The sequence below is a fragment of the Shimia sp. genome (genome assembly GCF_965227725.1).
Taxonomy (GTDB): domain Bacteria; phylum Pseudomonadota; class Alphaproteobacteria; order Rhodobacterales; family Rhodobacteraceae; genus Shimia.
In genome coordinates this window covers 675037-696567 of sequence record NZ_CBDDGH010000006.1, presented here as the reverse complement: position 1 = coordinate 696567, position 21531 = coordinate 675037, and the positions used below count along the sequence as shown (strand labels likewise).

18 protein-coding genes are annotated in these 21531 nt (G+C 58.2%); 9 read left to right on the top strand and 9 right to left on the bottom strand.

What is annotated here, in order from left to right; translation table 11 throughout:
- Positions 1-48 precede the first annotated feature (48 nt).
- The 5 genes from ACO07T_RS20940 to bhcA all read right to left on the bottom strand — a co-directional run bounded on the left by ACO07T_RS20940 (position 49) and on the right by bhcA (position 6015).
- On the bottom strand, positions 49-1284 hold the full coding sequence (locus ACO07T_RS20940; protein ID WP_422051005.1) for a urate hydroxylase PuuD: 1236 nt from the start codon (positions 1282-1284) through the stop codon (positions 49-51).
- A 270-nt stretch (positions 1285-1554) separates the two neighbouring features.
- Positions 1555-2520 carry an iminosuccinate reductase BhcD gene (bhcD, locus tag ACO07T_RS20935; protein ID WP_422051004.1) on the bottom strand — a complete coding sequence of 322 codons (966 nt, stop codon included), beginning with the start codon at positions 2518-2520 and terminating at the stop codon, positions 1555-1557.
- Between the two features lie 112 nt (positions 2521-2632).
- Positions 2633-3796, bottom strand: coding sequence for a 3-hydroxy-D-aspartate aldolase BhcC (gene bhcC, locus ACO07T_RS20930; protein WP_422051003.1), 1164 nt, complete (start codon positions 3794-3796; stop codon positions 2633-2635).
- Positions 3797-3851: 55 nt separating this feature from the next.
- Complete coding sequence (gene bhcB, locus ACO07T_RS20925; RefSeq protein ID WP_422051002.1) at positions 3852-4808, bottom strand: beta-hydroxyaspartate dehydratase BhcB; 957 nt, start codon at positions 4806-4808, stop codon at positions 3852-3854.
- A 16-nt stretch (positions 4809-4824) separates the two neighbouring features.
- Positions 4825-6015, bottom strand: a complete 1191-nt coding sequence (gene bhcA / locus ACO07T_RS20920; RefSeq protein WP_209088748.1) for an L-aspartate--glyoxylate aminotransferase BhcA — start codon at positions 6013-6015, stop codon at positions 4825-4827.
- Between the two features lie 169 nt (positions 6016-6184).
- On the opposite strand from bhcA, the gene bhcR reads away from it, so the two are divergent.
- Positions 6185-7033 (top strand): HTH-type transcriptional regulator BhcR, encoded by an 849-nt coding sequence (gene bhcR / locus ACO07T_RS20915; RefSeq protein ID WP_422051001.1) that lies wholly within the window; start codon positions 6185-6187, stop codon positions 7031-7033.
- Between the two features lie 97 nt (positions 7034-7130).
- On the opposite strand, the gene ACO07T_RS20910 is transcribed toward bhcR, so the two are convergent.
- Together ACO07T_RS20910 and ACO07T_RS20905 are read right to left on the bottom strand one after the other, a co-directional pair.
- Positions 7131-8711 (bottom strand): xanthine/uracil/vitamin C permease, encoded by a 1581-nt coding sequence (locus tag ACO07T_RS20910; RefSeq protein WP_422051000.1) that lies wholly within the window; start codon positions 8709-8711, stop codon positions 7131-7133.
- Positions 8712-8771: 60 nt separating this feature from the next.
- Positions 8772-9080: a hypothetical protein gene (locus ACO07T_RS20905; RefSeq protein ID WP_422050999.1), complete on the bottom strand. Its 309-nt coding sequence runs from the start codon at positions 9078-9080 to the stop codon at positions 8772-8774.
- 339 nt (positions 9081-9419) lie between these two features.
- On the opposite strand from ACO07T_RS20905, the gene ACO07T_RS20900 reads away from it, so the two are divergent.
- The 3 genes from ACO07T_RS20900 (at position 9420) to ACO07T_RS20890 (ending at position 12472) form a co-directional block, all read left to right on the top strand.
- Entirely contained in the window at positions 9420-10574 is a 1155-nt protein-coding gene (locus ACO07T_RS20900; RefSeq protein ID WP_422050998.1) for an ABC transporter substrate-binding protein, read from the top strand.
- Between the two features lie 66 nt (positions 10575-10640).
- Positions 10641-11702, top strand: a complete 1062-nt coding sequence (locus tag ACO07T_RS20895; protein ID WP_422050997.1) for a FecCD family ABC transporter permease — start codon at positions 10641-10643, stop codon at positions 11700-11702.
- On the top strand, positions 11699-12472 hold the full coding sequence (locus ACO07T_RS20890) for an ABC transporter ATP-binding protein (protein WP_422050996.1): 774 nt from the start codon (positions 11699-11701) through the stop codon (positions 12470-12472). The genes ACO07T_RS20895 and ACO07T_RS20890 overlap by 4 nt, the downstream gene beginning before the upstream one ends.
- A 99-nt stretch (positions 12473-12571) precedes the next feature.
- On the opposite strand, the gene ACO07T_RS20885 is transcribed toward ACO07T_RS20890, so the two are convergent.
- On the bottom strand, positions 12572-14440 hold the full coding sequence (locus ACO07T_RS20885) for a M1 family metallopeptidase (RefSeq protein WP_422050995.1): 1869 nt from the start codon (positions 14438-14440) through the stop codon (positions 12572-12574).
- 74 nt (positions 14441-14514) lie between these two features.
- A complete protein-coding gene (locus tag ACO07T_RS20880) occupies positions 14515-17154 on the bottom strand; it encodes a hypothetical protein (protein WP_422050994.1) in 2640 nt (879 codons plus the stop codon).
- 331 nt (positions 17155-17485) lie between these two features.
- On the opposite strand from ACO07T_RS20880, the gene ACO07T_RS20875 reads away from it, so the two are divergent.
- The 5 genes from ACO07T_RS20875 (at position 17486) to ACO07T_RS20855 (ending at position 21527) form a co-directional block, all read left to right on the top strand.
- Positions 17486-18199 carry a MotA/TolQ/ExbB proton channel family protein gene (locus tag ACO07T_RS20875; RefSeq protein WP_422050993.1) on the top strand — a complete coding sequence of 238 codons (714 nt, stop codon included), beginning with the start codon at positions 17486-17488 and terminating at the stop codon, positions 18197-18199.
- Positions 18199-18582: an ExbD/TolR family protein gene (locus tag ACO07T_RS20870; RefSeq protein WP_422050992.1), complete on the top strand. Its 384-nt coding sequence runs from the start codon at positions 18199-18201 to the stop codon at positions 18580-18582. The genes ACO07T_RS20875 and ACO07T_RS20870 overlap by 1 nt, the downstream gene beginning before the upstream one ends.
- Positions 18579-18998 carry an ExbD/TolR family protein gene (locus ACO07T_RS20865; protein ID WP_422050991.1) on the top strand — a complete coding sequence of 140 codons (420 nt, stop codon included), beginning with the start codon at positions 18579-18581 and terminating at the stop codon, positions 18996-18998. The genes ACO07T_RS20870 and ACO07T_RS20865 overlap by 4 nt, the downstream gene beginning before the upstream one ends.
- A gap of 11 nt (positions 18999-19009) precedes the next feature.
- A complete protein-coding gene (locus ACO07T_RS20860; RefSeq protein WP_422050990.1) occupies positions 19010-19849 on the top strand; it encodes a cell envelope integrity protein TolA in 840 nt (279 codons plus the stop codon).
- 142 nt (positions 19850-19991) lie between these two features.
- Positions 19992-21527: a ShlB/FhaC/HecB family hemolysin secretion/activation protein gene (locus ACO07T_RS20855; protein ID WP_422050989.1), complete on the top strand. Its 1536-nt coding sequence runs from the start codon at positions 19992-19994 to the stop codon at positions 21525-21527.
- The last annotated feature ends 4 nt before the right edge of the window (positions 21528-21531 follow it).

Sequence of the window (21531 nt, the reverse complement as noted above, 5' to 3'; positions counted from 1 at the left end):
TTTTGAATTTGAGTGCGTGCGTTTCAAGTGATCGCCCAAAGAGGGCGCTTAGTTCTGCCCACGTGCTTCTTTGACCCAGGCCACAATCAGCTCGCGGGAGTCGCGATCCATCTCGATCGCGTTTGGCGGCGGCATGGCGTGAGACAGACCGGCTTGCAAGTAAATCTGATCCGCATGACGCGCCACATCTGCCTCGGTTTCCAGCACAACGCCCTTTGGGGGCCAGTGCATGCCCTCCCATGAGGGTTCGCGCGCATGGCACATCGAGCAGTTCCCGATCACCGCATAATAGGCGTCTTCAAAGCGCTCCGCAGATGCGTATTTCTGCTCGTAAGGCGTCAGTTGACGCGCTTCTGACTCCTCATAGCTTTCACCTGAGCGCGCGGTGGACAGCCACGCAATCACCACCATGAGCACCGCAGTGGCAAGCCAGGTCCAGTTCGGTCCTTTCCCGGTTTTGTGCATGGTGTTGAAATAGTGGCGGATGGTCACGCCGGTCAGGAAAATCAGGCTTGCGATGATCCACGAATATTCCGTCGCAAAGGCCAGAGGGTAGTGGTTGGACAACATCAGGAACACGACCGGCAAGGTCAGGTAGTTGTTGTGGGTCGAGCGGACCTTGGCAATCTTGCCGTATTTCGCATCAGGCGTCCGCCCAGCTTTCAGATCTGCCACCACAATCCGCTGATTGGGCATGATCTGAAAGAAAACATTGGCGGTCATGATGGTCGCCGTGAACGCCCCCAGATGCAGCAGCGCCGCCCGGCCCGTGAACAGCTGATTATACCCCCAGGACATGAACACGAGGATGGCAAACAGCAGCAGCATCAACAGGGTGGGCTGTTCGCTCAGTTTGGATTTGCACATCGCGTCATATGCCAGCCAGCCAATCGTCAGTGAGCCACCGCTGATCAAAATCCCTTGCCAGAGCGCCAGATCGGCTTTGGTCGGATCGAGCAAAAAGAGTTCGCCGCCAACCCAGTACACAATCATCAGCAACGCGGCACCGGACAGCCAGGTCGTGTAGCTCTGCCACTTGTGCCATGTCAGGTGCTCAGGCATCTCAGCAGGCGCGACGAGGTATTTCACGGTGTGATAAAACCCACCGCCATGGACCTCCCATTCCTCGCCAAACGCGCCCTTGGGCAGGTGCTCGGCGGGTTTGAGCATCAGGTCGAGTGCGATGAAATAGAATGAGGCCCCAATCCAGGCCATCGCTGTGATGACGTGAAGCCAGCGTACTGAAAATGCGATCCAGTCCCACAAGATTGCCATATCGTACATGGCGGTCCTCCTAAAAGTCGTGTTCTGACACACTTTATTGGAGGCATGTTTATTCTGCTATCGCAGTCAAAAGCCAAGCAGTATCAAAAAAAACGAAACAATGGTCGGCTTTCGGGCGGCTCGCACCATTGGTGGTGCGTATGAATTGGGCGGATTGGCGGTTTCTACGCGTCAGGATTGGCGGGGTCTGACATGCAAAAAAGCCCGGCGTCATCAAGACACCGGGCCGCGCATACAGTCAGGGGGAGTGAGTGAGATGCGCTGAAGGCGTTAGAAATCGACCTCGATGGCAACGCCTTTTTTGACAGCCAGATCGACAACAGCTGCCGCAACCGCGAGATCCTGAAGGCCGACACCGGTGCCATCAAACAGCGTGATCTGATCTGGCGATGTGCGGCCCGCAATCGTGCCATTGATGACCGCGCCGATCTCGGCAACATCAGTGCCTTTGATCAGCCCCTGACCAACCGCGTGCTGCGCTTCGCCGATGGATACCGATTGGGCAATCTCATCGGTGAAGACACTAGCCTTCACCAGCAGTTCCGCCTCAACCTCTTGTTTGCCCTTGGTGTCGGTGCCCATACAGGCGATGTGGGTGCCCTCTGAAATATGATCCGCCATCACCGAAGGTGAAAATGCCGAGGTGATGGAAATGATCACATCCGCCTCTCTCAGATCGGGTAACGCGACAGCCTCAAATGGCAGCCCGGCCTCATTGGCGACCTTCTCAATGTTTGGCAGCATTTCAGGGTGATAGTTCCAGCCAATCACCTTTTCAAAATTGCGCTGTTCCAGCGCCGCGCGCAGCTGGAATGTGGCCTGATGCCCGGCGCCAACCATGCCAATCACCTTGGCATCTTCGCGCGCCAGATGTTTGATCGACACAGATGAGGCGGCAGCGGTGCGCAATGCGGTCAAGAGGTTGCCGCCAACCATCGCTTTGGCTTTCCCTGTGTCCGGATCAAACAGAAATACCGTGGACTGGTGGTTGATCAGATTGCGTTTTTCCAAGTTGTTGGGCCAATAGCCGCCCGCCTTCAACCCAAGGGTCAGCCCCGCTTGATCAAAGCCCCCCTTGAAGCCATATAGCGCCTCTTCATGGCCGATGGCTTCGCGCACAACCGGGAAATTGTAAGCGTTGCCCGAGGCCATGGCTGCAAAGACACGCTCCACAGCGTCAAAGGCCGCCTCCCGCGTCATCAGGTCGGCAATCTCGCGTTCAGGAACAATCAGCATATTTTTCTCACTTTGCATTGGTGCGCCCGCGCGTCGGATCGGAAGAGAAACCGGCGCACAGGTGTCTTTCTGGCAGCTTCACCCTATCGGAGCATTTGCCTCAGGCGTTCAATCAATAGGCTCGGCCGCGCGCTGACACCGGCCAGACGCATTCCACCTTGCCGTTGCGCACACCGACGTACCAATCATGGACATTTGCGGTTGGATCACAGTGCCCCGGCACCAGTTTGAGCTTGTCATTCACCTTCAACGCGCCGTTCGGATCCATGACAACACCGTGTTCGTCAGAGCATTTGATGTATTCCACATCATCACGTCCAAAGATCACGGGCAGACCTGAATCCACGGATTGCGCCTTGAGCCCCGCGTCCACAATTGCTTTGTCGGATTTTGCATGGCTCATCACGGAGGTCAGGATAAAGAAGGCGTTTTCCCATTCGCCCTGATCGATGCGGTTGCCCTCTTTGTCCAGAATGCGACCATAGTCCGCGTCCATGAAGGCATAAGAGCCGCATTGGAGCTCGTTATAGACGCCCGAATTGGACTCAAAATAGTAGGATCCGGTGCCGCCACCGGAAACCAGCTCACATGTGATGCCCGCATCCTTCAAGCCGGCAATGGCGTCTTCCACCATGGCAATCGCGATATCCAGTTTGGCTTTGCGATCCTCATAGCTGTCCATATGTTGCATGGCCCCCTGATAGGCCTGAATGCCGCTGAATTTCAGGCTGTCCGCCGCCTTGACCGCCTTGGCGATTTTCACGACCTCCTCAGTGGAGGTCACACCACAGCGCCCCGCGCCACAGTCGATCTCGATAAACACTTCCAGTTCCGTGCCATGCAGCCCTGCGGCTGAGGACAGGTCGGCGACATTCTCCAGATCATCAACGCAAACGATGGTGCGGCTGCCGAATTTGGGCAGGCGGGCCAAACGGTCAATCTTGGCGGGGTCGCGGACCTGATTGGACACCAGAATGTCCTTGATCCCGCCACGCGCAAACACCTCGGCTTCCGACACTTTCTGGCAACACACGCCAACCGCGCCCCCTAACTTTTCCTGAAGCTTGGCCACATCCACCGATTTGTGCATCTTGCCATGCACCCGATGGCGCATGCCGTGCGCCTTGGCATAGTCCCCCATTTTCTTGATGTTGCGTTCCAGCGCATCAAGATCCAGCACCAATGCCGGTGTCTGAATATCCGCTTCGTCCATCCCCGGTTTGGCGGGAATGTCATAGCCGACTTCGAAATCATTGAGGTTGCTCAGGTCTTTCATTTCATGCTCCTCCGTCAGAATTTGCCCGCGCCTTGGGGCTGTCTCGATGATTGGGTCAGGGGGTGGTGAGCCAGGGCAGGGTGTCGAGATCGACATTCCCACCGGTGACAATCAGGCCGACACGTTTGCCCTTGAAGGCCTCGGGGTTCTTCAGAACCGTCGCCATCGGCACCGCACTTGAGGGCTCCATCACGATCCTCAGGTGTTTCCAGATGAGTTTCATCGCGTCGATGATCTCTTGCTCAGAAGCGGTGTAGATCTCGCTCACGTGGCTGGACACAAAGTGCCATGTCAGATCTTTGAGCGGCACAAGCAGACCATCCGCGATGGTCTTGGGGGCATCATCAGCGATGATATGGCCCGCTTTGAAGCTGCGATAGGCGTCGTCGGCCTGTTCCGGCTCAGCGGCAATCACCTGTGTTTCCGGCGCCAGCGTGGCGAGTGTCAGGCAGGTGCCTGAAATCATCCCGCCGCCGCCAATCGGCGCTACAACCGCATCGAGCCCGTCCACTTGCTCGACGAATTCCTTGGAACAGGTGCCCTGACCCGCGATCACCCGTGGGTCGTTGTAGGGATGGACAAAATCGCCGCCACTTTCCACCTGCACCTTGGCAAAGGTCTCCTCACGCGAAGACGTCGAAGGCGCGCATTCGGTGATTTTGCCACCATAGCGGCGCACAGTGTCTTTCTTCGCTTGGGGGGCCGTGCTCGGCATCACGACATTGCAGGGAATGCCGCGTTTCATGGCGGCGTAGCTCAGGCAGGAGGCGTGGTTGCCCGAAGAATGCGTCGCCACACCTTTCGCGGCCTGCGCGTCGTCCAAGCCAAACACGGCATTGGTCGCGCCCCGCACTTTGAACGCGCCCGGCTCCTGAAAGTTCTCACATTTGAAGAACAGCTTGGCCCCGGTCAGCTCATCAAGATAGTCCGATGTCCGCACCGGCGTTTGGCGAATATAAGGCTTGATCCGCGCGTGGGCGCTCAGCATGTCGTCATAGGTCGGGATATACATTCCAGCTGTCTCTCTCTTATGCGGCGTCTTGCCGGGGCACAGCTGTGTTGCCGCGGTAATAGTCCTGCGCTGCAGCGACGCCTGAGCCCAGTGTGATATCCAGTCCCAAGTCGGCCATGCACATTTCAGCCGTGGCGATGCCGGACAGGGCCATCACATCGGTGAGGCTGCCCAGATGGCCAATGCGGAACACCTTTCCAGCCACCTCGCCAAGTCCAACACCAAAGGCGACGCCGTACTTGCTGGCTGCGTGGGTCACGATGTCTGTGGCGTTGAAGCCCTCGGGCGTGCGGATGGCGCTGACCGTATCTGAGTAAAGCGACGGGTCAGCGGCACAAAGGTCCAGCCCCCAGGCCCGCACAGCCGCCCGCACACCTTCCGCGATGCGATGGTGGCGTGCAAAAACGTTTTCAAGCCCCTCATTGAGCAGCATGGTGCAGGCTTCGTTCAGACCATTGAGCAGGCCAACGGCGGGCGTGTAGGGATAAGCGCTGTTGGCATAGCCCGCGCGCATGTCGGCAATATCAAAGAAGGTGCGTGGCAGCGCGGCGCTCTGGCTGGCCTCAACCGCTTTCGGGCTGAAGCCCACAATGGCCAGACCCGCGCTCAGCATAAAACCTTTCTGTGAGCCGGTCACCGCAACATCCACGCCCCATTCATCCATGCGAAAGTCCATCGACGCGATAGAAGACACGCCGTCCACAAAAAGCAGAGCAGGGTGGCCCGCCGCATCCAGCGCCCGGCGCACGGCGGCGATGTCAGATTTCACTCCGGTCGCGGTTTCATTGTGCGTGGCCAGCACAGCTTTGATTTCATGCTGCGTGTCTGCGCTGAGGATCTCTTCATAGCGCGCCGCCGGCAGGCCTTCTCCCCACGGGGTCTCCACAACCTGAACATCCAGGTCATGACGCTCGCACATGTCGATCCAGCGATGGCTGAACATCCCATTGCGCGCTGCGAGAATTTTGTCGCCAGCCGACAGACAGTTGGTCAAAGCGGTCTCCCAGCCTCCGGTGCCGGTGGCGGGAAAGATGAAAATCTCCGCGTTTGCGCTTTTGAGAATCTCGCGCACGCCTTTGCGGGCCGGATGCAGGATTTGCCCAAACAGCGGGGAGCGATGGTCAATCGTCGGCATGTCGCAAGCCTTGCGCAGGCTTTCGGGAATGTTCGTCGGGCCGGGGATGAAGACGGGGTTTTGAAAGCTCATGGATAATCTCCTTGCGTCACAGAAACGACCATAAGCAGGAGTCCGGCACCTCGATATTTTTTTGATTTTTGGTCGTGAAGTTCGGATGGATCAAAAAATCTGTTTGTTGTCAGATGTTTGATTTTTTCATATAATGAATTTGTTTTTCACTTCGAAAATGTGAGTATTTATGGATTTTCAAGATAATCAGGTTTCGAACGCTCGAAAGTCCCGGGGACGGCCGCGCGGGTGGGATGACAAGACCGCGCAAAACACGATCAAATCTCTGGATCGCGCCATGGAGGTCTTCGAATATCTCAGCGAGGCGCAGGGCAAGCCCTTGTCTCAGCTCGCCGATGAGATGGGGCAATCTCCGGCTACGGTTTACCGGGTGCTGATCACGCTTGAGGGCCGCGGTCTGGTGGAATTTGATCGCTACGAGCAGGTCTGGCACATCGGCCCCCGCGCCTTTGTAATCGGCGCGCGGTATCTGCGCCGAACCAGCTTGGTCGACCGCGCCCGGCCAATCATGCGCCGTCTTATGGAAGAAACAGGTGAGACCGCCAATCTCGGCGTGGAACGTGAAGGCGCGGTGCTTTTTCTCAGTCAGGTCGAAACCCATGCCAGCATTCGGGCGTTTTTTCCGCCCGGCACCCTGTCTCAGATGCACGCCTCTGGGATTGGCAAGGCACTCCTCGCCCATATGGATGCTGACCGGCTGGAGCGTGTCCTCTCAGCCAACGCGCTTGAGGCCTTCACCGATTTTACCATCACAGACCGGGCTGCTCTGCACGCCGATCTCGCGCTGATACGCGAGAGGGGGTATTCGGTGGACAATGAGGAGAAAAATATCGGCATGCGCTGCATCGCTGCGCCGGTGTTTGACCTCAACAATGAAGCGGTTGCCGGGATTTCGGTCTCCGGGCCCACGAGCCGGGTCGGATCTGAAGAGATCGCCCGTTTCAGCCAGCCGGTGGTGGAGGCTGCGCAAGCTCTGACCGTGGCCATCGGGGGAGAAGCGGCGTCAACAATGTCCTGAAGAACGGCGCACTGTGCCCGGCTTATCCGGGCTTAGTGTGCAGGCCACCCACAGAAGGTCTTTGGGCAGCCTGCACGTTTGCTGTCTTGGCGGGGGTTTATTCCGCCGGTGCCGGTGCCTCTTCCACCACCGCGTTCTGGTTCACCATGTCGTCCTCACGGTGAAAGAGAGGATAGATATAGAGGAAGGCGGCGGAGATCAGGTAACCGGCGGTCACACCTGACAGCTCGGGCCAATGCAGGCTCGCGCCATGGATGATGCCAACCGCTGACATGGCTGATGCAGCCAGGGCAAACCCCCCGGCATTGCGGAAGCGGCCATCAATCACACTTGCGACAATCGCGCCCCAAATGAGGCCTGTCAGAATGGCCCCCTGGGACAGGGCGAGATGGCCTTCAAAATGCGCCCCTTGCTGAAGCAGAGCCGCAGTCAGCGCCTCGTCACCAAGCTGAGGCAGCCCGGCAACCCCGACCGCGCCCAAAGCGCCCATGAGGGAGCCCCATTTGACCATAAGAAAGGCTGAGACATGCGGCATCATCGCGATGGTCACAGCGGCCATATGCTCGGTTTTGACCGAATGTGCGGTGTTGGTGATCAGGCTCAGCGCCACAAACACCAGAACCGGCGCGGCGGCGGCCACTGGGATCAGGTTGTTGAGGAAGGCCAGCAGCCCCAGAAAGGCAGCGAGTGGAATGACCACGCCAACCCCGATGATATAACCCGCACGCGCGCCCATGCGCTTGTAAGCCGGATGTCCGATATAGGCCGTGGTTGGGAAGGGCGAGCCAAACACCGCGCCCACCATGGTGCCCAGACCGTCGGTGATCTGGCAGGTTGCCACAGGATAATGATCCCCTGCCGCTTCCGCGCTCTCCACGTTGTTCATCGTCTCAATGAAGTTGTAGATCTGGACCGGTATCAGCACCAGAAACAGCTCCGGATTGGCAAACAGATGCTGAATGCCGGCAATTAGATCGCCGAAATAGGGCAGGGGCGCATAGAAGCCAACGCCGTCCGCACTCAACTTGGCCTCACCAATGCTCAGCGCCACGATTGTGCCCACGATCAAGGCCAACAGACCTGCTGGAATATTGTACGGCAGGCGGAAACGACCAACGAGGCCCCAGAGAATGATGATCATGGAGGCAAAGCCGATGAACGGGTTCTCAAACACGGTGGCGAGCGGCACGGTGCCAATGAACACCAGCGCGATGCCGCACAAGGTGCCGAGCATCCCTGCGCGCGGTGTGACCCGTTTGAGCCAGGGGCCAATCACCGCCCCCAGAGCGGCGACGATGCCCCCCATAAAGCCTGCACCAATCCCGACCTGCCAGGCCAGCATCGGGTCATTGGTGGACCAGTAGATCGGGCCGATCACACCAAACAGGTAGACAAACATCACCGGTGTCGAAATGCCGTAGGGCATCGCGGTCACATCACGCCCATGCTGGGCGGCGGCGCGTTTGGCGAGGCCGACATAGACCGCAATACCGGCGAGAATGGCCACAGCAGCGCCCGGCACGATCCGGCCGTAAACGATGTCTGCGGGCATGTTGAACACGAACTGACAGATCCCTGCCAAGACCATCAGATTGATCAGGTTGTCGGTAAACAGCGCCCAAAACGCGCTGAAATCGCTGCGGTGAAACAGCTTGTAGGTATAACTACCATCCCTCATTGGGACCTCCATCTGTAAGCCGGAGGGCGGTTTCTCCTCAAACCGCTTACCCGGCGTTTCTCACTGCGCCGCGATATGCGGAACAGAGCCCCAAACTTGGGGAGTTGCGGCAGTTTCAGAGGTCAGAGCAGTAATGACGTCGCCTGCAAAAGTCGCGCCAATCACTGCAGGCCGCTTGTCGCGGCTACCGCCTGCCCCGATGGGGCAGATCAAGGGTGCGATGGATCGCCCATCGCAGAATTCAGCGCATCCGGATTTGAACCGGGCGCGTTTGGTTTGAGAACCGGTCAGGCAGACATAGGCGTCGACTCCTGTCACAGGAAGCGCATCTGCACCACTTTGGCAGCGTATTTCGTCCTGATGCGCCATGTGCCCTAGAGGCCTCCTCCGGTCCTATCCGGGTTTTCAGATTGTCGGCAGTCTAGGGATTCTGATTGCGCAAAATAGCGGTGGCTTTCCCGAAATATTTTCAAAGGATTTTTGATAAAAGACGCCGCGAGTCAGGTGCGCTCTGCGCTGTTTGACGTATCTAGAACGCGCCTGCAACCCAGCGAATCCGCATAGGATGCAGGGGTGAGGTGTGGTCTCAAAGAATCGCTTCGCGGCCTCTCAAACGTCAATTTGATAACTTGACAAAAATACTAAGATAAACCTATCAGTGCGCAGCCCATGGCCGCTGCCATGGGAAACATTTTCAGGGAGAGACCCATGTCCGTCACATCATTGACGCGGGGTCTTTGCTCCGCCGCCGCAGCTCTGACGCTATCCATCGCGTCCGCCACGTTCGCATTTGCAGAGACCATCAAATTGACCGACATCGCCGGGCGCGTTGTCGAAGTAGAGAAAAATCCGTCCAAAGTGGTGATTGGCGAAGGTCGCATGATCTATTCCATCGCTTTGCTGGATCAGGAAAACCCGTTTGCCCGTGTCGTCGGCTGGAAAGACGACATGGTCAACTATGATCCCGATGCCTACCGCAAATATCTGGCAACCTATCCAGAGATCGCGGATCTGCCGAGCTTTGGCAGCCCCTATTCTGACGAGTGGAATCTTGAGGCCGTGATCGCGCTGGGCACCGAGGTTGTGTTCATGAACCTTGGCAACCTGCTCAAGGCGCAGGAAAGCGGCATCATCGACAAGCTGGAAGAAGCCGGTGTTGCGACCGTCTTTGTGGATTTCCGCCAGAACCCGACTGAAAACGCCCTGCCCAGCATTCAGCTGATGGGCCGTATCTTTGACAAACGCGATGAAGCAGACGCCTTTGCTGATTTTTATCAGCAGCAAACCAAGCTGATCTACTCCCGCGTGGCGCAGATCCCGGCGGAAGAGCGCCCCATCGTGTTCATTGAAAATGCTGCGGGCTACAATCCAAACAAATGCTGCTCCACCTATGGCGCGGCCAACTTGGGCCGCTTGGTGGACCTGTCTGGCGGTCGCAACTGGGGCTCGCTCAAATTCCCGGGCTTTAAAACCAATGTCAGCCTTGAGGCCATCTTTGCGGATGACCCGGACGTGATCATCGGTACCGGTGCCAACTGGTCCGAGGCCAACCCGGACACCATCGCCGTGCTCTTTGGCTACGAGGCCGATGCCGCCACAGTGCAGGAACGTCTGGCAGGTCTTGCCGCACGTGAGGGATGGCCAGAGCTGTCTGCCGTGAAAAACGGCCGTTTCCACTCGGTCTACCACCAGTTCTACAACAGCCCTTACCACTTTGTGGCCATGCAGGCCTTTGCCAAATGGCTGCACCCGGAGCTGTTTGCCGATGTAGATCCAGAGGCCACCATGCAAGAGCTGCATGACCGCTTCCTGCCGATTGACTATTCGGGCGTCTTCTGGGGCACCCTGAAATCCGGCAGCTGATCACGCTGCTCTTCGCCCCGATTGGCTTTGTGTCAGTCGGGGCTTTTTGCCTTAAGAGGATTTTTGATGAGTGCGGAACTGACAGCGCAGCAGATGCGGCAGAGCTATGGCGCGCAGGTCGCCCGGCGATATGGCATGATTGGCGTGATCGCGACGCTTCTGGCCATAAGCTTCTTTCTCGATGTGGCGACCGGCCCCGGGCATTATCCACTGTCGACAGTGGCCGAGGTGTTTCTTGACCCGCTCTCGCACGGCGTTCGGCTGAAGGTGATTGTCTGGGACTACCGCTTGCCGGTGGCGGTGACCGCCGTGCTGGTCGGTGCCTTGTTGGCTGTGGCCGGCGCGCAGATGCAGACCATCCTGAACAACCCGCTGGCAGAGCCTTTTACTTTGGGCGTGTCTGCGGCGGCCAGTTTTGGCGCCTCCTTGGCAATTGTGCTCGGGGTTTCGGTGATCCCGGCGGTTGGCCCGCTGCTTGTGACAACCAACGCCTTTGTCTTTGCGCTTGCCACCTGTGGGTTCATTCTTTTGGCCACACGCCTCAAAGGCGTCGGCTCTGAAACCATGATCCTCTTTGGCATCGCTATTTTCTTCACCTTCTCGGCGCTTCTGGCGCTGATGCAATATATGGCCTCTGAGGATCAGATCGCGCGGATCGTTTTCTGGATGATGGGGTCTCTCAGCCGCGCGAGTTGGGAAAAGATCAGCATCGGCGCGCTGCTTCTGGCCATTGCAATCCCGTTCAGCCTGCTGCGGACCTGGCCCATGACCGCCCTGCGCATGGGCGAGGCCACTGCAGAGAGCATGGGGGTCGATGTGGCCCGCTTGCGCGTGGAGATGCTGATCTGCGTGTCGCTGCTGGCCGCGACAGCGGTGTCTTTCGTGGGCACCGTTGGTTTTGTCGGCCTTGTCGGGCCGCATATTGCCCGCCTTCTGGTCGGGGAGGATCAACGCTTCTTTGTGCCTCTGTCCGCTCTGGTGGGCGCATTGGTGCTGTCGCTCACCTCGCTCATTTCCAAATCCATCACCCCGGGCATCATCTACCCGATTGGCATCATCACCTCGCTGATCGGGGTGCCGGTCTTCATCTCCATCATCCTCAGCACACGACGGGAGAAATTGTCATGACGCTGCGCGTCACAGATGTGAATGCCGGATATGGTAAGGTGCAAATCCTGCGCGATGTCTGCCTGCCGGACATCGCCCCCGGCAGTTTTGTCGGGCTGATCGGCCCGAATGCCGCGGGCAAATCTACGCTGTTCAAAGTTCTTGCGGGCCTGCTTGCGCCGTCTTCAGGACAGGTGATGTTGCAGGGACAGGACATCACCCATCTATCCCGCAAGGAACGGGTGCGCCGCATCGCCTATATGCCGCAGGCCTTTGGCTGCAACGCTTTGCTTACGGTGTTTGAGGGCGTTTTGCTGGCGCTCAAACAAACCACGGGCTGGCGCGTGCGCAATGACAATCTGGACCGTGTGGCCGACACGCTCAACGCGCTTGGCCTGTCTCATCTTGCAGATCGTGGAATAGCGGATCTGAGTGGCGGTCAGGCGCAGATGGTGGCTGTTGCCCAAACCATCGTGCGCGCACCGGATGTTATCTTGCTGGATGAACCAACCAGCGCGCTGGATTTGCATCATCAATTGTCGATCATGACCTCCATCCGCAGCGAAATGGAGCGCAAGCACCCCATCGTGATTGCCGCTTTGCACGACCTCAATCTCGCAGCCAAATTCTGTGACCGTTTGGTGCTCCTGCGCCAAGGCGCCATCCTTGCAGATGGGACGCCAGAAGACATTCTTGCACTTTCCGAGATCGGCGCCACCTACCGGGTGCAAACCGATCTGGAGCGCACCAAACGCGGCGTACTCTATGTGGACGCAAGGCTGTCTGCATAATCGCAATCAAACGATAAGGGGCGCAGATCTGATCCGCGCCCCCTTGTCAGGCTCTTCCTGTCTCTCGCGCGGAGCAGGTCTATCGCCCCGCGCTTCTGACTATTGTGCAGACGCCACTGGCGTGCCTGCATTCTGAGACCGCACCACACCAAAGCTGTGTCCGCGCCCATCTTTGAACGAGACATAGCTTTTGCTCTCATAATAGCCGAGGAACCGCATTTTGAAGCCAAGGTCCTCAATGCTGTCCGCCGACATATAAAGCGTGAGAACACCGGATTTGTCATAATCCACCCAGGCCCGCGCCTCGCCGTCCTGTGCATAGGGGAAGACCTGTCCGGTTTCCTTCAGATAAAGATCTGCCAATTCCTCAGTCGACCCAAATACCAAGGCGGCATCATACCGCTCCGTGTCTGGGTCCCAATCAAGATCAAACTTGGGAAGCATCTCGTCCAAAGTCTCCCGCATCTCTTCAGCCTGTGGATTGCTTGCATCCGCAAGCCTTGCCTCAAAACCGCTCAGTTCAAACGCGCGGCTGAGGGTTGGGCTCAGCTCATTGTCCACCGGATGCCTTGCAACGTCAAAATCCGGGTCAAGCTGCACAGATAGAGCGGCCGCCTTGAGCGGCAGAGTGATGCTGTCCGAGCGCGCGCTCAGCTCTATCACATGCCGCTCTACCCCGGCTTCCGTTGTGACTGTGACGGGGAGTGTCAGATCATAGGTTGGTTCGGTTTGTGTGATGTTGAGCACCACGCCGTGTGTTTCGCTTACCAAGGCTGTGGCCGAAGCCAGCGTCACATGCGGCAACCCGGCTCTTGTCAGCCATTGCGCAAAGAAGGCTGAGAGGTCACGGTCAGCACTCCGCTCAAATGCGGCCTGAAGGTCGGACCAACTGGCCTTTTGCCCGGCGTTGATCCGGTAGAATTCCTGCAGCCCGGCGGTGAACGCAGCCTCTCCGATCTCTGAGCGCAGCATATGGAACACATAGGCCGCTTTGCCGTAGCCCTGACTTTGATTGCCGTCATGGGCCGCATAGCGGAAACTCGTGAGCGGCTGCATCTCATCGTCTTCCAACAAATCCAATGCGGTGATCCAGTCCACCCGCATTTGCCGCGCCGCATCCGCGCCCTGATCTTCGGCAAGTGTGTAGTCTGCGAGATAGGTAGTCAGACCCTCCGCCCAATTGCCTGCCTCATAGTCCACGCGCACAGCGTTGCCCCACCAATTGTGCAGAATCTCATGCGCAAGCGAGCGCCCCGTCATGTAAGAATGAGACAGCACCGCACTGCCCACATAGGTCAGACCGGGAAAGGCAGCGCCCACCGGAATAGGCGCGGCAACAACCGAAAACCCCTCATAAGGGTAGGGGCCGATCAGCGCCTGATAGCGGTCGATGTAGCCAGCGGAGGCCTCAAGGTAGCGGGTGGAAAGCTCCCTATTTGGCGCATCCATATAGGTGCGCAGTGTCAGATCGCCATGCGCCTGCTCGGTCACGGTGTAAGGCCCGGCAAACAGACCCAAAAGCTTGCTTGGCCCCTCAAATGCAAATGTGACAGAGCGCGTGTCGCCCGTCACTTGGTTTGACAGAATACGTCCGGTCCCGGCGACAGTCTGATCTGCGGGCACCGTCACGGTGATTTCATGGGCAAACTCTTCGGAGTCCGCAACGGGCAGCCATGCGCCCCCCGTCAGATAGCTCCCTGTCTCTGCCCATCCATTCACACCACGCTGTTCTTTGACGTTGGGCAAGGTGCCGGCATAGCTGTCCTGCTCCTGCGCTAGCCAACTGGCAGTGGGCGTTTGACCTGCCTGCTCAAGCGCTGGGCCAGTGGTCTGGATTTTCACCGCGCCTGTTGTGGTATTCAGGTCAATTTTGGTGATCAGCTTGGCCTCAGAGGCCATCCCCGGTGTGCTCAGCAGCGCAGCAAGAGAGACTAGGGTCGGGGCGGTTCTTGGAAATTTGAATGTCATATCATGTGACCTTACAACTGAAGGCGGTTGGTCATGCCCAAAGCGGGTTTTGGGCATGACCCGTTTGTGCTGTCTTAGAACGTCATGCTGGTGCCGAACCAGATGCTCCGTCCACCGATCCACGGGCTGGAATCGGTTGCGGTGCCTTCCGGTGTCTTATCCAGCAGGTTGTTGATCTTCACATCCAGCCGCACCTCTTTGTCAGCGGCAAGTCTTGCCACACGGAAAGAGGTGTTGAGGTTCAGCTGGATCAGGCTGCCAAAGGCATGATCTTCGTAAACATCGTGCCGGATGCCGCCAACGACCTGATTGTCGCCTGTATCAATGACCCCGTCATAGGCCCCGGTGATATCGGCGGCCAAAGCTGCGCGAATACCGCCATTATACCACGAAGACTGGACCTCCACAGAGGCACGCAGAGGTTGGTCAAAGCTGCCTGAAACCGCGTCCCAATCGTCTCCGTCATAGGAGTTGCCATTGTAGAGCACGCGATCCCCAAACACATCACCATTGCTGAAATAGGTGTTGTTGGAGCGGTTGTTCTTGGACCAGGTCACCGATGTCAGAATGCCGATGCCATCAAGGTTTCTGATGCTCTTTGGCTGCCAGGACTTCTGATACTCCAGAACCAGAGATTTGTACTCGCTTGTGCCATCGTTGGTCAGCGTCGCCGTGTCTGCATTGCTGCCGTCTTCAGCTGCAAACAAATCACGCCCCTTACGGTGCAGGGCACGCAGGCGCCATAGGCCCGCCCAGTTGTCGGTATAGGCCAGCGAGACGCTCAGCTCGTCGTTGTAGGGGGTATCCAGATTGCTGCCGGTATAAGATGTTGCCCCGCGATCAACCAACTGGTTCCAGTCCGCGGTGGGTGTCCCCCGAAGCCAAAGCTTGGTCAGCGGGACAGCGTCGTGTACCGCGTAGGCCAGGAAGTTGTCGTCATAGTAGCGGTTTGCACCAAAGGTCAGGGACATGTTGTTTTTTGGTTTCCATGTCGCCGTCAGGCGCGGTGCAATATCGACGTTTTTCAGAACGTCATTGCGGTCCATGCGCAGACCCCCGCGCAGATACCAATCGCCAAAGGTCTGATCAATTTCGGCAAAGGCACCAATCGCATTGGCATTCACGTCCACATCATAGGCATCCTGTGTGTTGCGAATGAAGAAGTACTGATCCGCATTACAGGAGGGATCGCCGGCGTTGCAGGCGCCCGAGAAGTTTCGCAGGGCGTTGGTGTAATACTCCAGACCGGTGCCTTCCCGACCAGCCTTATAGTGGTCAAAGCTCATTCCGGTGATGAGCGTGCCGTTGCCAACCTCGCCAGAAAGCGTTGCATTGAATCCGATCCGTTGATCGGTCAGGGTGCGGACACCGCTGCCGCCCAACAGACAGTTCTGAATGCCTCCAACCGCAAGATCCGCATCGCAGCCGTCAATCGCATCGGTGAAGTCGTTGCCGCTGCGATCAAGACCGATCCAGGAAAAGGCTTGCCGCTCGCCACCGTCGTTTTCTACCTCGTTGTTTTGCAACGTCGTGCCGAGTTCCAAGGTGGCGTTGCGCAGGAAACCGACCTGGCCGAGGTCTTTCTCATAGCCCAGTTCGCCCAACAGCGCCTGATTGGTGATATCCAGCCGGTTGTTGGCGGTTTCCGCGAGGTTCCATGTCTGATCGTAGTCAGTGAAGTTCACAGACCCGGACAGAACGCCGCCATTGTCCAATTCATGCAAAAGCCCAAGGCGGTAGAAGTCGCTGCGGCTGTCGGAGTCCACCTCTTCCGATCCGTATTGCACGGCGCGCTGCTTGGTCGCGGAGGCCCGCTCTGTTGTATAGGCAAACAGCAGGGCAGTGCGGTCAGACACAGGCAGGGAGTAGTCAAAGGCAAACTGCTGTTTGTTCCACTCCGGCTTGTTGCGATCCTGAGGGTTTTCACCATCCTCGGTGCCAAGGGTGTATTTTGTCGTGTCATCGCTTTCAAAGGACAGGCTCGCCGACCCTCTGGGGCCGTCCAGTGTAGGCTTGCGCAGCTTGTAGTTCACAACCCCGCCAAGGAAGCCGCCGTGGCGTGCTGAGACGTTGGAATCAAGCACCTCCGCCTCATCCACTAGGCTGCTTGGGATGTATTGGGTTTGTGAGTGAAGGCCATAGAACGAGGTCAGGTTCGGAACCACCGCCACCTCTTCAAATTCGAGAGTTTCGTTCGGCAGCGCGATCGAGTTGATGCCAACGCCGTCGATCATGATGTTGTTTTCACCAACCTGCGCACCGGAAATCGAGAATTCCTCGGGCTGCAGGCTCAACACGTCATCCGCAGAGTCCCCCAGCTCATCATTCAGCTTGTTTTCGCCGTTGACGTCAGAGCGATACTGCACGTTTGGCAGGGTACGGAAAGCGGTGTTGGCGTCATTGCCAATGGCGCGGACTGCGATGGATGCGCCATCCAGCGTGGTCTTCCCGGAGTTGGCCGGATCATCGCTGTCAATCGCGGTCCCTGCCAAAACTGCAGTCGCCTGACCCGGCGCGGTATTGCTGGCGCCTGCACCCTCATCGCCAGCGTCGCCGGAGGCCAGGGTTGCGTCTGTCTGGTCCGCGTCGGTTTCCAGCTGAACGGTGATTTCATCGATGTCGGTTACTTCTTGAGCCTGCAGCGCCGCCATAGGCAACGTCGCAAGCACGGTCGAGGTCAGAAGCAATGTTCTGACGCTTTTGGAGGAGGTCATATGCAGATACTTGAGTTTTGTCGTTCTGGGAGGATCGGCTGGAAGACTCGAATCAACGCGGTCTGTATCTGGCTGCCGTGGCGGAAATTTCAGCTTCCTTAACGGGATGCAAGGCCGTTTCTGACATTTTTGTGAAGTCCCAAATAGTGGAACTTAATTGGGGTGAAATCTATCTTGAGTAGATTTTTCTGTCAGTGCTTTGCCGCTTGACAATCCCTGGCACGAGGTAGAGATAGCCGCCGTCGCACGCCAAGTCTGCACCCCAGCACCGCCAGCGAAACTCCAATTCTCTGAAGTGATCTCCGTTGCCCTTTGGGTGGCGCAGCCACTCATGTTTCATGCACCACAGGGCGGCTCGGCTATGAATGAACTCTTGGACATTGTTGTTTCCGGACAGGAGGAGGTTCTTGGTTTTCTGAGCGAGGGCGGGGTGGTCATCTGGCTCATTGCCCTGCTCGCTGTTCTGACGCTCACGGTCATCATCTGGTGCCTGTTGCGGCTCTCGATGTCAGGCGTCTGGACGGGTGGTCATAAAACAGAGAAAGCGATCCGCCACTGGCGCGCCGGTGAAGTTGATGCGGCTGTTCAAACGGTGGCCCACCGCCGCTCTATCCGCGCCACTGTGGCCCACACAGCCTTTGTGAACCTGTCCATTCCCGCCTACACCGAGCAGCACGCGCTGTCTGAGGTGGAGCGTGTGGCCAAACGCAAACTTGCCGAAACCCGCGCTGGGCTCAAGTTTCTGGAGCTGATCGCAACCATCGCGCCGCTGCTTGGGCTGCTTGGCACCGTGCTGGGCATGATCGCCGCGTTTCAGGCGATGCAGGATGCCGGTGTCCGCTCAGACCCCGCTGATCTGGCAGGGGGCATCTGGGAAGCTCTGTTGACCACTGCGGCGGGCATGGCTGTTGCGATCCCGGCCACCATGGCAGTGTCTTGGCTGGAGTCCCAGATCGACCGCCTGCGGCTTGATCTTGAGGATGTGGCCACACGGATTTTCCTGCCGCGTCACGAGCCGGTCTCCGAGGTGCAAAAGGCCGCCTGATGTTGTCTCTGGAAAGTCAGCGCACCAGCCGCAAACCCAGCCTGACGCCGATGATTGACGTGGTGTTTTTGCTCCTCGTCTTCTTCATGCTGGCCTCGCGCTTTGGTCAGGACATGAGCGTGCCGCTGATGCTGGGAGGCTCGGGGCAAAGCTATTCCGGCCCACCACGTCTGGTCGACATCTACACCGACACGCTGCGCCTCAACGGGGTCGAGCTGGAATTGCCCCAGATCGCGCAACAGCTTGATGATCTGACCAAAGACCCCACCGATGTTGTCATCCTGCGCGCCCGCGAAGACACCACCATGCAGCGCACAGTCGAGGTGATGGAAGCTCTCGGCAGTGCGGGCTTTCCGGCGCTCACATTGGTCGACATGCCATGAACTTCGAAGAGCTCCGTCCCAAAGCCAACGCCGAAAGCATCATACCGATGATCAATGTGGTGTTCCTGCTTTTGATCTTTTTCCTGATGTCCGCCGAGATTGCGCCGCCGGAACCCTTTCAGGTTGCCCCACCTTCAGCCACGCTGGACACCCCCGCCTCAGGAGAGCTTATCCTGTTTGTCGACGCCGAAGGGATCGTCGGGTTTGAGGATGTGGTGGGCCGTAACACCGAAGACCTCGCAGCCCTAGACGCCATTGTGCAGAGCTATCTGGCGCTTTGCGGTGCACCCGACTGCGATGTCATTGTCAGAATTCGCGCAGACCAGCAGGCCCCGGCGCAGGCGGTGGCGCGCCTTTTGCCCAAACTGGCCGAGGCCGGTGTGCGCAAAGCAGAATTCGTGACTGTGGTTCAATAAGGCACCGCCAGATGAAATTTGCGCAGCTCCTGTTTTCCTTCACCCTGTCTGTTTGCGGTCTCCTGATGGCCTTTGGGTTTTCGCTTTCCCCCGCCGGTATGGACGCTTCCGGAGATGCGGGCGTCTATGAGGTCACCCTCGCGGCCTCAAATCAGACCATGGTGTCCATGGTACAGGCATGGGAAACCCCGCCAAGTGTTTCTGTGCCACAAGTCGAGATGCCGCAAACGCCCATGGAGCAAAGCGACGTGGCGCCCCAAATGGCACCACCGCCTGAAGTGCCGGAACGGCCCTCCACCATGGCGCCTCAGATGGTGGCGATGTTTGAGGCGCCCAAACTGCCGGAGATTGACCGCGCGGTTTTCGCGCCGCCCCTGCGCGAGGTTGCTGCCGCCAAGCCCAAAGCGCCGCCGCCGACGCCTCAAGCTGCTCCGGCCCAAACGCGGCAGGCGCAATCTGAAGCATCTGCGATGCAGTTTGCCCAACGCGCTTCCGGGTCGGGGGGAGGGGGCAATGCGGGCAAGGTCAATACGGCCACTCCGTCGGCAAATGGTAAGGCCCGCCAGGCCAAGCTCGCCCGCCAATGGGGGGCGCAGATCAAACGTCTGGTCGAGCAAAACAAACGCCAGCCGCAAAGGCTGGCGCAAAGTTCCGGTCGCGTGGTGCTTATGATCTCCGTGCGCGCCAACGGCCGCGTGATCCGCGCAAAAGTCGCGACCTCCTCCGGCATTCGCGCCATCGACAACGCTGCCTTGGCCGCTGTGAAACGGGCCGGTCGCCTTCCGCCCGCCCCCGATGGCTTTGGCAAAAAGAAGCATGCCTTCCGCCTGCCCATCAATTTCACCAAATAACCTCTTCTGTCCGCTACGAAGTGGCGCGTGATGGCAACTCTTGGGGTGGCATGAGCGCCTGAACCCCGTTTTTTGTTTACCGGTTGTTTTGTTGGCGGCTAGGCTTGGCGCAGGTTGCACCTTTGGTTTTGGTATGTGCTCTATGCGGTTGTCTTTGCGTGTTTGCGCCAGTTTTGTACTCTGTTTGGCGGTTTGGGCTGCTCCCCTTCGTGCGCAGAGCTGGGATGCGCAATCCACCCACAGCGTCCAAGGTGTCACCGTTTATGACGCCGATGTCCTGCTCACTTTTGCCGGCCAGGTTGCCTTCGAGCGTCACGGGCAGATCACAGCAGAACAGGTTGCCGCCGCGATTTCCCAGATCTATCGCGAGGACGGTTATTTTCTGGCCGAGGCCCGTGTGGCGTCTGATGGCCGCGCGATCGTGGTGGATGAAGGTCACATTCAGGAGGTGATCATCGAAGGTGTCGACGCCCACACATACGCCGCTCTGGAGCGTGTGTTTGCGCCGTTGCTCTCCGTGCCTGCGCTGCCGCTCCAGCGTTTTGAACGCGCGGTGATGCTGGCAGAAGATATCCCCAACATCGACCTCTCCACCGAGATAGATTTCCCATCGTCAAACGGGGCTCGTCTGCGCGTGCTGGTTGAGGAACAGGCCAAATCCGCAGGCACAGCCACGCTCGACAACCCGCCGCGGGAGCTTGGCGAAGCCCTAAGCCTCTATTTGGCTCAGGAATTTTACTCCACATTTGCTGTTGGCGATCTTCTCCGGCTTGAGGCCTCAGGCACCATCAACTGGGATCAGGACAACGAGGAGTCCCTTTGGGGCGCACTCACCTACCGTTTGCCTCTGCACAGCAACGGGCTTTATGGCGAGCTCTATTATGGCTCTGTGAATGCGCGCCGGGACATCTCCGGCAGTTTCGCCAGAACAGAGATCGACGGGGAAAACCTGACGCTCGCTCTGGGCTACCCGGTGGTCAGGGATGTCGAAAGCTATGGCTACCTGCTGCTGGATTATCGCCTGTCCCAATCAGATTCAGAAAGCGGCGGCGTTCCTCTGTCCAGCGAAGCGGATGTCATCGGGCTGACCTATCTTTATGGCAAAAGCTTCGCCAGCGGCGGGGCCCTGGAAGCAGGGGCCACGCTGTCTTATGGAGAGAACGAAGACAGCAATACCGCACCGGGATTTGATGATGGGGATGCCTCCTTCTGGCATCTGCGCGGCGGTTTTGGGTACGAGAGCCCGCTCAGCGCGCTTGCCGCCAATACCGCGTGGCGCACCGAAATCTGGGGCCAGTACACCAATGATCGACTGCCTTCTGTCGAAGAGTTCTTCCTTGGCGATCGCTATGGATTGCGCGGCTACCGCTTTGACGAAGTGGATGGAGATTCCGGCGTCAGCGCTCTGTTCGAGCTGTCCCAAAGCTATTTTCCAGCCACACCCGGCATCAACCGCGTCTCGCCATTTGCGTTTTTGGACCTCGGCTATGTGTCCAACAACGCACCTGCAGATTTTGAAGTCGATGACGCCACGCTGGCCTCCGTCGGGATTGGCGTCGACATCGACTTCCGCCGTAACCTCTTCCTGTCAAGCTACGTGGGATTTCCGCTGAAAGACGGCCCATTGACCGAGGCAGGGGATGCGGCCGCCTATATCGCTTTGACAACCAGTTGGTGAGGGG